Origin of the sequence: Mycobacterium sp. 1165196.3 (genome assembly GCF_001673415.1) — a bacterium.
Lineage (GTDB): Bacteria > Actinomycetota > Actinomycetes > Mycobacteriales > Mycobacteriaceae > Mycobacterium > Mycobacterium europaeum_A.
Window position 1 is genome coordinate 1 of record NZ_LZLU01000034.1, and the last position, 14,353, is coordinate 14,353.

Here is a 14,353-nt window from a genome sequence, read left to right on the forward strand (position 1 = left end):
GGTGCGTTCGGTCGCCCCGGCGGTGCGCCGCGACGCGGCCGCAAGTCGAAGCGGGCGAAACGCGCCGAATACGAGAAGGGGTTGTTGCCGACGCGCGGGGCGCGGGGCTTGGGCATCGGGCCCGGACGCGGGCCCGGCGTCGCGCCGGGGCGCGGCGCCTGGCCGGCGGCCTGCCCGGGCGCGGGTGGTTTGGGCTGTCCCGGAGGCGGTGGCGGCGGTGGCCGTCCGGGCCAGCGCGGCGGTGCCGCGGGTGCGTTCGGTCGCCCCGGCGGTGCGCCGCGACGCGGCCGCAAGTCGAAGCGGGCGAAACGCGCCGAATACGAGAACATGCAGGCGCCCGTCGTTGGTGGCGTGCGGTTGCCGCACGGCAACGGCGAGACGATCCGGCTGGCGCGCGGCGCGTCGCTCTCCGACTTCGCCGACAAGATCAACGCCAACCCGGCCTCGCTGGTGCAGGCGCTGTTCAACCTCGGCGAGATGGTCACGGCCACCCAGTCGGTCGGCGACGAGACGCTCGAGCTGCTGGGCAGCGAGATGAACTATGTCGTGCAGGTCGTCAGCCCCGAGGACGAGGACCGCGAACTGCTGGAGTCGTTCGACCTGAGTTATGGCGAGGACGAGGGCGGCGAGGAAGACCTGCAGACCCGGCCGCCGGTGGTGACCGTCATGGGTCACGTCGACCACGGTAAGACCCGCCTGCTGGACACCATCCGCAACGCCAGCGTCCGCGAGGCCGAGGCCGGCGGTATCACCCAGCACATCGGTGCCTACCAGGTGACCGTGGAGCACGACGGTGTCGAGCGGCCGATCACCTTCATCGACACCCCGGGTCACGAGGCGTTCACCGCCATGCGTGCCCGCGGCGCCAAGGCCACCGACATCGCGATCCTGGTGGTGGCGGCCGACGACGGCGTCATGCCGCAGACGGTGGAGGCCATCAACCACGCCCAGGCGGCCGACGTGCCGATCGTGGTGGCGGTCAACAAGATTGACGTCGAGGGCGCCGACCCGGCCAAGATCCGCGGCCAGCTCACCGAATACGGTTTGGTGGCAGAGGATTTCGGTGGCGACACCATGTTCGTCGACATCTCCGCCAAGCAGGGCACCAACATCGAGGCGCTGCTCGAGGCGGTGCTGCTGACCGCCGACGCCGCCCTGGACCTGCGGGCCAACCCCGACATGGAGGCCCAGGGTGTGGCGATCGAGGCGCACCTGGACCGCGGTCGCGGGCCGGTCGCCACGGTGCTCGTGCAGCGCGGCACGCTGCGGGTCGGCGACTCGGTGGTCGCCGGCGACGCCTACGGCCGCGTCCGCCGCATGGTCGACGAGCACGGTGACGACGTCGAAGAGGCGCTGCCGTCGCGGCCGGTGCAGGTCATCGGGTTCACCTCGGTGCCCGGCGCGGGGGACAACCTGCTGGTCGTCGACGAGGACCGCATCGCTCGCCAGATCGCCGACAAGCGCAGCGCCCGCAAGCGCAACGCGCTGGCGGCGCGTTCCCGCAAGCGGATCAGCCTGGAGGACCTGGACTCGGCGCTGAAGGAAACCAGCCAGCTGAACCTGATCCTCAAGGGCGACAACGCCGGTACCGTCGAGGCGCTGGAAGAGGCCCTGATGGGCATCGAGATCGACGACGAGGTGGCGCTGCGCGTCATCGACCGTGGTGTCGGTGGCATCACCGAAACCAACGTCAACCTGGCGTCGGCCTCGGATGCGGTGATCATCGGCTTCAACGTGCGCGCCGAGGGTAAGGCCACCGAGCTGGCCAACCGCGAGGGTGTGGAGATCCGCTACTACTCGGTGATCTACCAGGCGATCGACGAGATCGAGAAGGCCCTGCGCGGCATGCTCAAGCCGATCTACGAGGAGAACACGCTGGGCCGCGCCGAGATCCGGGCGATCTTCCGGTCGTCCAAGGTCGGCATCATCGCCGGCTGCATGATCAGCAGCGGCATCGTGCGCCGCAACGCCAAGGCGCGGTTGCTGCGGGACAACATCGTGGTCACCGACAACCTTTCGATCACCTCGCTGCGACGGGAGAAGGACGACGTCACCGAGGTCCGCGAGGGCTTCGAGTGCGGTATGACGCTGGGGTACAACGACCTCAAAGAAGGCGACATCATCGAGTCCTACGAGTTGGTCCAGAAGGAACGCACCTGACCCCACCGCCGACGACGCAACGACGACGCAGAACGACGATGCAGAACGAAGTGACGACGAGAAGGTGGTGAACCCGAATGCCTGATCCAGCCAGGGCGCGCCGGTTGGCCAAGCGAATCAACACCATCGTCGCCTCGGCGATCGAGTTCGAGATCAAGGATCCCGGGCTCGAGGGGGTCACCATCGTCGACGCGAAGGTGACCGCCGACCTGCACGACGCGACGGTCTTCTACACGGTGATGGGACGCACGCTGGACGACGAGCCGGACTACGCGGCCGCCGCGGCGGCCCTGGAACGTGCCAAGGGTGCGCTGCGCACCAAGGTCGGGGCCGGCACCGGCGTGCGGTTCACGCCCACCCTCACCTTCACCCGCGACACCACGTCGGACAACGTGGCGCGGATGGAGGAATTGCTGGCGCGCGCCCGGGCCGCGGACGCTGATCTGGCGCGGGTTCGTTCGGGCGCCAAGCCGGCTGGGGAGGCCGATCCATACCGGGATAGCGGATCGGGTGGGGAGCCCGGCCTCGACGGGAGCATCGGTGACGACGACCAACACCAATACTGAGCTGGGCGACGCCCGGGTGGGGGTGCGCGTCGACGCCGCGGGTGCGGTCGAGTTGCTGTCGGACGCCGACACCGTCGCGGTGATCGCACACGTGCATCCCGACGCCGACACCATCGGCGCCGGCCTGGCGCTGGGGCTGGTGCTGGACAAGTGCGGCAAGCGGGTCGAGGTCAGTTTCGCCGAGCCGGCCGGGCTGCCCGAGTCGCTGGCGTCGCTGCCCGGCTGCCGACTGCTGGTCGATCCCGATGCGATGCGCCGCGACGTCGATCTGGTTGTCACCGTTGACGTTCCGAGCGTCAAGCGGCTGGGCGCCTTGAGCGACTTGGCCCTCGAGGGCGACGAGGTGCTGGTCATCGACCATCACGCTTCCAACGATGTGTTCGGTACCGCCAATTTCGTTGACGTCCAAGCCGATTCGACCACGATGATGATCGCCGACATCCTCGACGCGTGGGACAAGCCCATCGATTCCGACGTCGCGCACTGCATCTACGCCGGCCTGACGACCGACACCGGATCGTTCCGCTGGGCCAGTGCGCGCGCCCTGCGGCTGGCGGCCCGGCTGGTCGACGGTGGCGTGGACAACGCCGCGATCAGCCGAACCCTGTTGGACAGCCATCCGTTCGGATGGCTGCCGCTGCTGTCGCGGGTGCTGGCCTCGGCCCAGCTGCTGCCGGACGCCGCGGGCGGCCGGGGCCTGGTGTATGCCGTTGTCGGCAACCAGGATTGGGTGACCTCACGCCCGGAGGAAGTCGAAAGCATCGTCGACATCGTGCGGACCACGCAGCAGGCCGAGGTGGCCGCGGTGTTCAAGGAGATCGCGCCGCAGCAGTGGTCGGTGTCCATGCGGGCCAAGTCCGCCGTCGACCTGGCGGCGGTGGCGTCCGGCTTCGGCGGCGGTGGGCACCGGCTGGCGGCCGGCTATTCGACCACCGGCTCGATCGACGACGCGGTGGCGTCGCTGCGCACGGCCCTGGATTAACCCGGACTCGCCCGGACTAGAACGCCCAGCTTCCCGAGCGCTGCACGACGAATCCGTGGTCGCCGCTGGTGGTGTCCAGGCAGGCGACCAGGTCGTCGGCCCCCACCGCGCAGGTGACGTTGAGATAGGTCAACTTCTGGCCCGCCCCCAGCGATTTGCCGCCGGCCGGTAGCGGGGCAGGGTTGCCGTCGCATCCGGCGTAGGACATGCGGCTCAACTGGTAGCCGGGTCCCTTGAAGTCCACCGAACCGACGACGCAGTCGCCGGGTCGCGGGCGGCCGCCGGGGAAGGGAACGTCGTCCAGCCCCGACATGTCGCCCTTGCACTTGATGTCCTGCGACGGTTGCGGCACGGGCGGCGGGCCGCCGTAGAAGTCACACACCAGGGCGGAGCCGGCGGAGAAACTGACCCGCGGCGAGCTTCCCGGCGCGCCGGCGCCGATGTAGCCGTCGGCGGGCACCGGGGTGAAGGCGTCGAGATTCGGGAATCCCGGCGGCGGCAGCGCGCCCGCGGGCGGCGCGGCCACCGCGATCGCCGACGCGGCGGCCAGCGTCAGGCCACCGAGCACCCGCACGGTGACAGCGACGACGTGAAACATCAGTTGATCGTATGGCGTGGGCGGGACCGGTGGGAACGGACCGGCCCAGATCGCGGCGTCAGCGCACCTGCGAGCGGCCGCGCGCCAGCACGGCCTCCCGGTTGGCGGCGATGTCGTCGCCGCTGGTCCGGAACTGCCGGGCGGCCGTCGCCTCCTGCCAGAGCCCGGCGCTGGTCTGCGCGTCGTCGATGCGGTGATACGACGCCAGCAGCGCCCGCACCGCGTCCTGGTTGTTCCCGACGATCGACGCCGCCACCGCCCGGGCGGCACCCAACAGCTGGTCGTGCGGCACCACCTCGGTCACCAGCCCGGCACGCAGCGCGTCGGCGGCGGACAGATAGTCCCCGGTCATGCTCATCCGCCTGGCCAGCCCGATTCCCACCTTCTGCGGCAACCGCACGCTCAGGCCCCAGGTGGGCAGCAGGCCCACCCGGGCGTGCGTGTCGGCGAACCGGGCGTTCTCCGAGGCGATCAGGATGTCGCAGTACAGCGCCAGCTCCAGGCCGCCGGTCACCGCGGCGCCGTTGATCGCGCCGATCACCGGCTTGGTCAGCGCCGGCCAGCGCGGCGAGATGTCCGGCAGCGCCGAGGAACCGCCCAGCTCCTTGAGATCCAGCCCCGCGCAGAACACCGGGTCGGTGCCGGTGACGATGACGACGTCGACGGCGTCGTCGGTTTCGGCGTCGGCCAGCGCCCCGAAGAAGCGGTCCCGCAACGCCGAGGACAGCGCGTTGCGCGACTGCGGTCGGTTGAGGGTCAGGGTGCGCACTCGCTCGTCGGTGTCGATCAGCAGGATCTCGTCGGTCATGACTTCACCGTAGCCAGTCGGCCCGCACCGGCGATGCGCGCCTTACCGCCCGCCGGTTCGTCGGGGAGCGGCGCCGCCGAGCAGCGCTTATCGTGGGAAAGATGTGCCGGAACATCACCGAACTGCGCGGACTGCAACCCGCCGCCACCGCCGAGGAAATCGCGGCGGCCGCCCGCCAGTATGTCCGCAAGGTCAGCGGCATCACCCACCCCTCGGCCGCGAATGTCGACGCGTTCGAGGCGGCGGTCGCCGAAGTCACCGAGACGACGACGCGGTTGCTGGGGCAGCTGCCGCCGCGGCGCCAGCCGCCCAAGACGGTCCCGCCCTTGCGCCGCCCCGAGGTGATGGCGCGGATGGCGGGCGCGAAATGACCGTCACCACAACGACTCCCGCGCTCAAGGAGTGGAGCGCCGCGGTGCACGCGCTGCTGGACGGTCGCCAGCGGGTGCTGCTGCGCAAGGGCGGCATCGGGGAGAAGCGGTTCGAACTGGCCGCCCGCGAGTTCCTGCTGTTCCCGACGGTCGCGCACAGCCACGCCGAGCGGGTGCGCCCCGAGCATCAAGACCTGCTGGCGCCCGCGGCCGCCGACAGCACCGACGACGAGCTGGTGATCCGGGCCGCCGCGAAAGTCGTTGCGGCCGTGCCCGTCGAGCGCCCGGACGCCCTGCCCGCCATCGAGGACCTGCACATCTGGACTGCCGAGTCGGTGCGCGCCGACCGCCTGGACTTTCGTCCTAAGCACAAACTCGCGGTGCTGGTCGTGTCGGTACTCCCGCTGGCCGAGCCGGTGCGCCTGGAGCGGACCGCGGAGTACGGCGGCTGCAAAAGCTGGGTGGAGCTGCCGGTGCCGGCCCCGCCGGGGCGCGGCCCCGTTCATGACGAAGCGGCGCTAGCCGCGGTCGCCGCCCGGGTCCGCGACGCCGTTGGCTGACAACTCGGCCGGGCCGACCGGCAACAGCAGCCGGGAGCGTCCGTAGCGCACGGTGTGGGTGACCGGCGTGGGCTGCCGGCCGGTCAACACCGGCTCGCCGGAGCCGAGGTTGTGCGCGTAGCGCGGCGACCAGCTCCCGGCGATCAGCACGCGGATGCGTGAGCCGGCCCGGAAGCGGTGCGCCATGCCGTCGAGGTCGAGGCGAACTATTTTCTCCGACTTGGGTTTTGCCGCGGGACGCAGCCGGCGGTACGCCTCGCTGACGTTGCGCGACCGTCCCTTGGCGTCGACCTCGCTCACCCGCACGAACAGGTCGGCGTGCGGGCTGTCCGCGCCATGGGCGAGCTCGATGACCGGGCAGCCGTAGACATACACGTCCTCGGTGAGCGTCGCGCTGGTAAAGGCCAGCACGTCGTCGCGCGATGCCAACCGGCTGTCGTCGCGGTATCCGCCGTTGCCGGACAGCTGCGGGCCGCCGGTGGTCGGTGTCGGATTGGCCGGGTCGTAGCGAAATGTGGCCGGCGCCAACCCCTTCAGGCTTGGCGCGGTCTCGCCCAGGTAGCCACCTGGCCGCAGGTACAGCGGGCGTTCGGTGGTGGCGGGTGGCCAGTCGGGCAGGCTGCGCCAGCCACCGCCCCCGCCGGTGACGTAGACGCGCACCCGGCTGGGCCGGTGCGACGTGGCCGCACCGCCCAGGTGCGTGTCCAGCCAATCCAGTGCCTCCCGGGCGCAGGTGGGGAACCCGGTGGTGAGCAACTGGGTGTGGGTCCAGGGCCCGACGGTGAGCGCGACGTCGACACCGCGCCGGCGCAGATGCGCGTACTGCTGCAGCGTCTGCCTGATGAAGATGTCCTGCCAGCCGCCCACCAACAGCACCGGCACCTGCACCCGGTCCAGCGCCTCGGTGCAGCGCAAGGCATCCCAGAACGGGTCATCCGGTTCGCTGTGTTCGACCCAGGATTCGAACCAGGGTGCGCCGGTGCCGAGCACCTGCCGCGCGGCGTCGCCCAGCGGCACCGCGGCCGCGGCCTGGGCCACCCGGCGGCGGGTCTGCAGCTGGCGCAGGGCGGCGCGCACCCGGACGGGGTCCTCCTGGTGCGCCACCATGTCGCTCCAGCCCAAAAAGTCGTTGATCGCGAATGTGCCGGTGCCCCAGGTTGATTCGTTGAAGTCGTGCGGACCGACCATGATGACGGCGGTGGCCAGTTCCGGCGGGGGATCCTGCAGCAGGGCCCACTGGGTGAAGCCCAGATACGACATTCCGATGGAGGCGAAGCGGCCGGTGAACCAAGGCTGCTCACGCAGCCAGGAGACGGTGTCGGCACCGTCGGCGGCCTCGTGTGCCATCGGCTCGAAGACCCCGCCCGAGCCGAACGTCCCGCGCACGCTTTGCAACACGACGTGGTAGCCGCGCGCCGCGTACAGCGCGCCGAATATCAGCGTGAACGGGAACCCGCGCCCGTACGGGCCGCGGACCAGCAGGGTGCCCGCGGGTGACGCGGTCGCCGGCGCATAGTGGTCGGCCACCAGCTGCACCCCGTCGCGCATCGGCACGCGGACGCGCTGCACGGTGTAGTCGGTGGTCTCCGGCGGCAGGCCGAGCAGCCGGGCGGCGGCCGTGCCGCCCAGGTGTCGCAGGGTGTGCAGCGCCGGCTGTGCGGGCCGGATCAACGTCGTACTCACGGTCCTCACATTAGGACCCGGTCAGCCGGCCGCGACGCGACGCGGCGCAAATCAGAACTTGTAATACGGCGCGAGGTCGTTGGCGCGCTGCACGTTGGTCTGCATGCAGTCGACCTCGGGGTTGGAGTAGACGGTCGAGTAGTACAGCGCCTGCTGCAGCACGCCGTAGCTGGTCTTGAACGCGACCATGCAGGAGTAGAACCAGTAGCTGTTGTGGTAGGTCGGCTTGAGCACCCAGTACTGCGCGGCCCGGTGGCCCGCGATCGTCGTCTCGACGGCGTCGGCGGGCAGCGAGGCCTCATAGGTGCGCCAGATGATCGGCTCGACGGCCACCTGATAGTTGCCGGCGTCGAAGTGACAGCGCAGCCCGTCCTCGTGTTCGGGCGGTGTGAAGCCCAAGCCGAGGCGCTGGATGACGTCGAACGGGATGTCCTCGCAGGCGTCGAACGGGCGCGGATCGGTGGTCGCCACGATCGGGCTTTTCATTGTGGTTTCCATCGGCTGGGCGGTCGACCGCAGCTCGACGGACCGGTCGCCGCCACCCGGCCTGGAAAGGTCCTGCGGGGCGGTTAACAGGCCCACGGTGCCACCGATGGCCGCTGTGAGCAGCGCACCCAGCGCCCCCATCAGACGAACATTGGCGAACACGACACCCCCTGACGCCGCAGCGGACCTTTCCGGGGGAGTGTACAAGTACCGCGCGCGACGTCACAGGCAAACCTGAACTTGTTCTAACTCACCCGCTGGTGGCCGAAAGGGCGCCCGCGAAAGGGGCGTGCTTGGGTCAAGTCGTTAGGGTGGTTATTCGTGGCTGGGCATACATCTGGGCGGGAATCGACCAACGGTGGGCAACCGACACTGTGGGCGGTGTCCGACCTGCACACCGGTCACCTGGGTAACAAGCCGGTCACCGAATCGCTGCATCCGTCGTCGCCGGACGACTGGCTGATCGTCGCCGGCGATGTCGCCGAACGCACCGACGAGATCCGCTGGGCCCTTGACCTGCTGCGACGGCGCTTCGCCAAGGTGATTTGGGTGCCGGGTAATCACGAGCTGTGGACCACCACCCGCGATCCCGTGCAGATCTTCGGCAAGGCGCGCTACGAGTACCTGGTCAACATGTGCGACGAGATGGGCATCGTCACGCCCGAGCATCCCTTCCCGGTGTGGACCGAGCGCGGGGGCCCGGCCACGATCGTGCCGATGTTCCTGCTCTATGACTACAGCTTCTTGCCCGAGGGAGCCACGAGCAAAGCCGAAGGCCTGACCATCGCCCGCGAGCGCAACGTGGTCGCCACCGACGAATTCCTGCTCTCCTCGGAGCCCTACCCCACCCGTGAGGCGTGGTGCCGCGAGCGCCTGGAGATCACCCGCGCCCGCCTCGAAGAGCTGGACTGGATGACGCCGACCGTTCTGGTGAACCACTTTCCGTTGGTCCGCGACCCCTGCGACGCCTTGTTCTACCCCGAGTTCTCGCTGTGGTGCGGGACCACCAAGACCGCCGACTGGCACACCCGATACAACGCCGTGTGTTCGGTCTACGGTCACCTGCACATCCCCCGGACCACCTGGTATGACGACGTGCGCTTCGAGGAAGTCTCGGTGGGCTATCCGCGGGAGTGGCGCCGCCGCAAGCCGCCCAGCTGGCTGCGCCAGGTGCTGCCCGATCCCCAGTACGCGCCGGGCGACCTCAACGACTTCGGCGGCCACTTCCAGATCACTCCCGAGATGCGGCAGCAGGCCGCACAGTTCCGGGAACGGTTGCGGCAGCGGCAATCACGATGACGGGGGACATGCTGGTGTCCTCGGTGCTCCCGGCCGTGGACGGCCTGGCCTACGCGGAGGCATACTCCGACCCGCCCGATCTCACGCCGCTGCCCGAGGAGGAGCCGTTGGTCGCCAGGTCGGTGGCCAAGCGGCGCAACGAGTTCGTCACCGTCCGCAACTGCGCCCGCATCGCGCTGGGCGAGCTGGGCCTACCGCCGGTCCCGATCCTCAAGGGGGAGAAGGGAGAACCCTGCTGGCCCGACGGCGTGGTCGGCAGCCTGACCCACTGCACGGGTTACCGGGGTGCCGTGGTGGGCCGCACCGACGCAGTCCGCTCGGTGGGCATCGACGCCGAACCGCACGACGTGTTGCCCGACGGAGTGCTGACCGCGATCAGCCTGCCGGCCGAACGCACCGAGATCCCGGCGAACCTGTCGGGTGACCTGCATTGGGATCGAATCTTGTTCTGCGCCAAGGAGGCAACGTACAAGGCGTGGTTTCCGCTGACCAAACGGTGGCTGGGCTTCGAGGACGCCCACATCGCGTTCGAGGCCGATGGCCCCGGCGCGACGACGGGCGGGTTCGTGTCGCGGATCCTGATCGACCCGGAAGCGGTGTCCGGTCCGCCGCTGACCGAGCTGCGCGGCCGCTGGTCGGTCGAGCGCGGGCTGGTGCTCACCGCGATCGTGCTATGACCGAAAGCCCCAGCGGGCCAGGAATAGTCGTCGTCGACAAGCCGGCCGGGATGACCAGTCATGACGTGGTCGGGCGCTGCCGCCGGATCTTTGCCACCCGCAGGGTGGGGCATGCCGGGACGCTGGACCCGATGGCCACCGGCGTGCTGGTGATCGGGATCGAACGCGCCACCAAGATCCTCGGCCTGCTGACGGCCACCGCCAAGTCCTACACCGCCACCATCCGCCTGGGCCAGAGCACGTCCACCGACGACGCCGAGGGCGAGCTGGTGCGCAGCGTCGCGGCGCGGCACCTCACCGGCGCGGCGATCGAATCGGCGGTCGGTGGCCTGCGCGGCGACATCCAACAGGTGCCGTCGACGGTCAGCGCGATCAAGGTGGACGGCAAGCGCGCCTACCGGCTTGCCCGCGAGGGCCAGGCCGTCGAGCTCGCGGCCCGGCCGGTGCGCATCGACCGGTTCGAGGTTCGCGACATCCGGGTCGGCGCCGACGGCGGGGACTGTGTGGACCTCGACGTCGAGGTCGACTGTTCGTCGGGAACCTACATCCGCGCCCTGGCCCGTGACCTCGGCGCGGCTCTCGGGGTGGGTGGGCACCTGACGGCATTGCGGCGCACCCGCGTCGGGCGCTTCGGGCTCGATCAGGCGTACCCGCTCGACGAGCTGGCGGAGCGGCCCCGGCTCAGCTACGGCCTGGACGAGGCCTGCCTGCTGATCTTCCCGCGCCGCGACCTGTCCGCCGAGCAGGCCGAGGCGACCGCCAACGGCCGGGCGCTGGCGCCGGCCGGTATCGGCGGCGTCTACGCGGCGTGTGACCCCGACGGTCACGTGATGGCGCTGCTGCGCGACGAGGGGTCGCGCACCAAGTCGGTGGTGGTGATCCGCCCGGCGACGCTGTAACCGCCGCAATGCTTCGGCCGCCCCGGCCGAACGGTTGGTTGGGCTACGTTGCACACTGAGTGCCTAGACCGCCCACGGTTCGGAAGGGGACAAGGATGTCCAACAAGGTCTACGTCATCGGCGTCGGCATGACGAAGTTCGAGAAGCCGGGCCGCCGGGAGGGCTGGGATTACCCGGACATGGCCCGGGAATCGGGGACCAACGCGCTGGCCGACGCCGGCATCGACTACCGCGAGGTCCAGCAAGGCTACGTCGGCTACGTCGCCGGCGATTCGACGTCGGGTCAGCGGGCGCTCTACGAGCTGGGCATGACCGGCATTCCGGTCGTCAACGTCAACAACAACTGCTCCACCGGCTCGACGGCGCTTTTCCTGGCGGCGCAGGCCATCCGCGGCGGCATCGTCGACTGCGCGATCGCGCTCGGTTTCGAGAAGATGCAGCCCGGTTCGCTGGGCGGCGGCGCCCAGGACCGCGAATCGCCGATGGCCAAGCACGTCAAGGCGATGGCCGACATCGACGAGTTCGCGATGCCCGTCGCGCCGTGGATGTTCGGCGCCGCCGGCCGCGAGCACATGAAGCAATACGGCAGCACCGCAGAGCATTTCGCCAAGATCGGCTACAAGAACCACAAGCACTCGGTCAACAACCCGTTCGCCCAGTTCCAGGAGTCCTACACGCTCGACGACATCCTGGCCGCGCGGATGATCTCCGACCCGCTGACCAAGCTGCAGTGCTCGCCGACCTCGGACGGGTCGGGTGCGGCCATCCTGGCCTCGGAGAGCTTCGTCGACAGCCACGGACTGGCCGCCCAGGCCGTGGAGATCGTCGGGCAGGCGATGACCACCGACTTCGCGTCGACGTTCGACGGAAGCGCCAAAAACCTCATCGGCTATGACATGAATGTCCAAGCCGCGCAACAGGTTTACGACCAGTCCGGGCTGGGGCCGCAAGACTTCCAGGTGATCGAACTGCACGACTGCTTCTCGGCCAACGAGCTGTTGCTCTACGAGGCCCTGGGCCTGTGCGGCCCCGGTGAGGCGCCCAAGCTGATCGACAACAACGACACCACCTACGGCGGGCGCTGGGTGGTCAACCCGTCGGGCGGCCTGATCTCCAAGGGGCACCCGCTGGGTGCGACCGGGCTGGCGCAGTGCGCCGAACTGACCTGGCAGCTGCGCGGCACCGCCGACAAACGTCAGGTCGACAACGTCAGCGCCGCCCTGCAACACAACATCGGGCTGGGTGGCGCCGCCGTCGTCACCGCCTACCAGCGCGCCGAGCGTTAAGGGCGCCATGATCGAGTGGTCCGAGACGGACCTGATGGTCCGGGATGCCGTTCGGCGGTTCGTCGACAAAGAGATCCGCCCGCACCTCGACGAATTGGAAACCGGCGAAATGTCGCCGTATCCGATCGCGCGCAAGCTGTTCAGCCAGTTCGGCCTCGACGCCATGGCCGCCGAGTCGGTCAAGAAGATGCTGGACCGCGAGCGGGCCAAGCTGAACGGCACCGCCGCCGCTGAGGAATCCGGCGAAAAGCCCGACGGGTCAAGCGGTTTCGGCGGCGGCGCCCAGGGGTCGATGATCGCGGTGCTGGTGTCCGAGATCGCGAGGGTCAGCATCGGGTTGCTCAGCACCGCGTCGGTGAGCCTGGGCTTGGGCGCCGCGACCATCGCCAGCCGCGGGACGCTGGCGCAGAAGGAACGCTGGCTGCCCGAGCTGATGACGCTGGAAAAGATTGCGGCATGGGCGATTACCGAGCCGGACTCGGGTTCGGACGCGTTCGGCGGCATGAAGACCTACGTCAAACGCGACGGTGACGACTACATCCTCAACGGGCAGAAGACCTTCATCACCAACGGGCCCTGCGCCGACGTCCTGGTCGTCTACGCCAAGCTCGACGGGGGCCCCCGCGAGGGCAATGCGAGCGCGGACAAGCAAGACAAGCGCAACCGCCCGGTGCTGGTCTTCGTGCTCGATGCCGGCATGCCGGGCCTGACCCAGGGCAAGCCGTTCAAGAAGATGGGCATGATGTCCTCGCCGACCGGCGAGCTGTTCTTCGACAACGTGCGGCTGGGCCCGGACCGGCTGCTCGGCGAGAGCGAACAGCACACGGACGGCGACGGCCGCGACAGCGCGCGCGCCAACTTCGCCGCCGAGCGGATCGGGATCGCAATGATGGCGTTGGGCATCATCGACGAATGCCACCGGCTGTGCGTCGATTACGCGAAGAGCCGCACACTGTGGGGCCGCAACATCGGGCAGTTCCAGTTGATCCAGCTCAAGCTGGCGAAGATGGAGATCGCCCGAATGAACGTGCAGAACATGGTCTTTCACACCATCGAGCGTCAGCAGGCCGGCAAGCCGCTGACGCTGGCCGAGGCGTCGGCGATCAAGCTGTACTCCTCGGAGGCGGCCACCGAGGTGGCGATGGAGGCCGTACAGCTGTTCGGCGGCAACGGATACATGGCCGAGTACCGGGTGGAGCAGCTGGCCCGCGACGCCAAGTCGCTGATGATCTACGCGGGCAGCAACGAGGTTCAGGTCACCCACATCGCCAAGGGACTGCTGGCCGACTGACGGGCGGGGCGCGCGGCTAGGCCGTCACCCAGATCGCCCGCGCGGCCGGGCTACCCAAATCGACCGTCGTCTCGGCGCCGTCGCCGGAATCGATGGCGACGGAGATCATGCCGGCGAATTCGCGCCGGGTCAGAACCCGCAGCCGGGAGTCGAGACTGATGCCGACGTCGGTGAAGTAGCGCAGCATCTCGGGGTCGGCGTCGGAGATGCGGGCCACCGTCCCGGTGTCCCCGTCGTCGCACGCCCACAGCTGGCGGGCCGGCGGGGTCGGCACCTGCCCGTCGGAGGCCGGTATCGGGTCACCGTGCGGGTCGCGCTGCGGAAAGCCCAGCTTGGCGTCGATGCGGGCCACCAGGCGATCCGACACCGCGTGCTCGAGCACTTCGGCCTCGTCGTGCACCTCGTCCCAGGCGTAGCCGAGCTCGTTGACCAGGAAGGTCTCCAGCAGCCGGTGCCGGCGCACCATCTCCAGCGCCGCGCGCCGCCCCGCCTCGGTCAGCGTCACCGCGCCGTATTTCTCGTGGTCCACGAGCCCCTGCTCGGCGAGTTTGCGGATGGACTCCGAGGCCGTGCTGGCCGACACCCCGATCTTCTCGGCCAGCATCTTGGTGCTGACCTTCTGCGGTGCGTCTTTCGGGGACCACTCCTGGGCATTCCAGATGACCTTCAGGTAGTCCTGGCCGACCG

The 14,353-nt window shown here is 69.5% G+C and carries 15 protein-coding genes; 10 read left to right on the forward strand and 5 right to left on the reverse strand.

Annotated features, from left to right (window positions below; all coding sequences use genetic code 11):
- The 3 genes from infB to A5659_RS03715 form a co-directional block, all read left to right on the forward strand.
- A partial coding sequence (gene infB, locus A5659_RS03705) for a translation initiation factor IF-2 (RefSeq protein WP_231997726.1) occupies window positions 1-2,160 on the forward strand: 2,160 nt, incomplete at its 5' end.
- A 77-nt stretch (window positions 2,161-2,237) separates the two neighbouring features.
- Entirely contained in the window at window positions 2,238-2,726 is a 489-nt protein-coding gene (rbfA, locus tag A5659_RS03710) for a 30S ribosome-binding factor RbfA (RefSeq protein ID WP_066863718.1), read from the forward strand.
- On the forward strand, window positions 2,701-3,708 hold the full coding sequence (locus tag A5659_RS03715) for a bifunctional oligoribonuclease/PAP phosphatase NrnA (protein ID WP_156748805.1): 1,008 nt from the start codon (window positions 2,701-2,703) through the stop codon (window positions 3,706-3,708). The genes rbfA and A5659_RS03715 overlap by 26 nt, the downstream gene beginning before the upstream one ends.
- Window positions 3,709-3,724: 16 nt before the next feature.
- On the opposite strand, the gene A5659_RS03720 is transcribed toward A5659_RS03715, so the two are convergent.
- Together A5659_RS03720 and A5659_RS03725 are read right to left on the reverse strand one after the other, a co-directional pair.
- Window positions 3,725-4,306 carry a hypothetical protein gene (locus A5659_RS03720; RefSeq protein ID WP_067179355.1) on the reverse strand — a complete coding sequence of 194 codons (582 nt, stop codon included), beginning with the start codon at window positions 4,304-4,306 and terminating at the stop codon, window positions 3,725-3,727.
- Between the two features lie 58 nt (window positions 4,307-4,364).
- On the reverse strand, window positions 4,365-5,114 hold the full coding sequence (locus tag A5659_RS03725; RefSeq protein WP_066863712.1) for an enoyl-CoA hydratase: 750 nt from the start codon (window positions 5,112-5,114) through the stop codon (window positions 4,365-4,367).
- 101 nt (window positions 5,115-5,215) lie between these two features.
- Here A5659_RS03725 and A5659_RS03730 point away from each other — a divergent pair, with 101 nt between their 5' ends.
- The gene (locus A5659_RS03730; RefSeq protein ID WP_066863721.1) at window positions 5,216-5,485 is read left to right on the forward strand and encodes a DUF2277 domain-containing protein; all 270 of its coding nucleotides are present in this window, start codon (window positions 5,216-5,218) and stop codon (window positions 5,483-5,485) included.
- Complete coding sequence (locus tag A5659_RS03735; RefSeq protein ID WP_066863709.1) at window positions 5,482-6,045, forward strand: DUF1802 family protein; 564 nt, start codon at window positions 5,482-5,484, stop codon at window positions 6,043-6,045. Before A5659_RS03730 ends, A5659_RS03735 begins: the two co-directional genes overlap by 4 nt.
- Here A5659_RS03735 and A5659_RS03740 read toward each other — a convergent pair.
- Both A5659_RS03740 and A5659_RS03745 read right to left on the reverse strand, forming a co-directional pair.
- The gene (locus tag A5659_RS03740; protein WP_067140586.1) at window positions 6,004-7,728 is read right to left on the reverse strand and encodes a CocE/NonD family hydrolase; all 1,725 of its coding nucleotides are present in this window, start codon (window positions 7,726-7,728) and stop codon (window positions 6,004-6,006) included. The two genes, A5659_RS03735 and A5659_RS03740, sit on opposite strands and share 42 nt — an antisense overlap.
- Before the next feature lie 51 nt (window positions 7,729-7,779).
- Complete coding sequence (locus tag A5659_RS03745) at window positions 7,780-8,376, reverse strand: DUF3558 domain-containing protein (RefSeq protein WP_066863704.1); 597 nt, start codon at window positions 8,374-8,376, stop codon at window positions 7,780-7,782.
- A 159-nt stretch (window positions 8,377-8,535) separates the two neighbouring features.
- On the opposite strand from A5659_RS03745, the gene A5659_RS03750 reads away from it, so the two are divergent.
- The 5 genes from A5659_RS03750 to A5659_RS03770 all read left to right on the forward strand — a co-directional run bounded on the left by A5659_RS03750 (window position 8,536) and on the right by A5659_RS03770 (window position 13,666).
- A complete protein-coding gene (locus tag A5659_RS03750) occupies window positions 8,536-9,513 on the forward strand; it encodes a metallophosphoesterase (protein ID WP_066879352.1) in 978 nt (325 codons plus the stop codon).
- Complete coding sequence (locus tag A5659_RS03755) at window positions 9,510-10,190, forward strand: 4'-phosphopantetheinyl transferase (protein ID WP_067179357.1); 681 nt, start codon at window positions 9,510-9,512, stop codon at window positions 10,188-10,190. The genes A5659_RS03750 and A5659_RS03755 overlap by 4 nt, the downstream gene beginning before the upstream one ends.
- Window positions 10,187-11,089 (forward strand): tRNA pseudouridine(55) synthase TruB, encoded by a 903-nt coding sequence (truB, locus tag A5659_RS03760; protein ID WP_067179359.1) that lies wholly within the window; start codon window positions 10,187-10,189, stop codon window positions 11,087-11,089. The genes A5659_RS03755 and truB overlap by 4 nt, the downstream gene beginning before the upstream one ends.
- Before the next feature lie 95 nt (window positions 11,090-11,184).
- Window positions 11,185-12,375 carry a lipid-transfer protein gene (locus A5659_RS03765; RefSeq protein WP_066879361.1) on the forward strand — a complete coding sequence of 397 codons (1,191 nt, stop codon included), beginning with the start codon at window positions 11,185-11,187 and terminating at the stop codon, window positions 12,373-12,375.
- A gap of 7 nt (window positions 12,376-12,382) precedes the next feature.
- Complete coding sequence (locus tag A5659_RS03770; protein ID WP_067179362.1) at window positions 12,383-13,666, forward strand: acyl-CoA dehydrogenase family protein; 1,284 nt, start codon at window positions 12,383-12,385, stop codon at window positions 13,664-13,666.
- 16 nt (window positions 13,667-13,682) lie between these two features.
- Here the strand turns inward: A5659_RS03770 and mntR are convergent.
- Window positions 13,683-14,353 (reverse strand): manganese-binding transcriptional regulator MntR (mntR, locus tag A5659_RS03775; protein ID WP_067179364.1); only part of this gene is annotated, 671 nt, incomplete at its 5' end.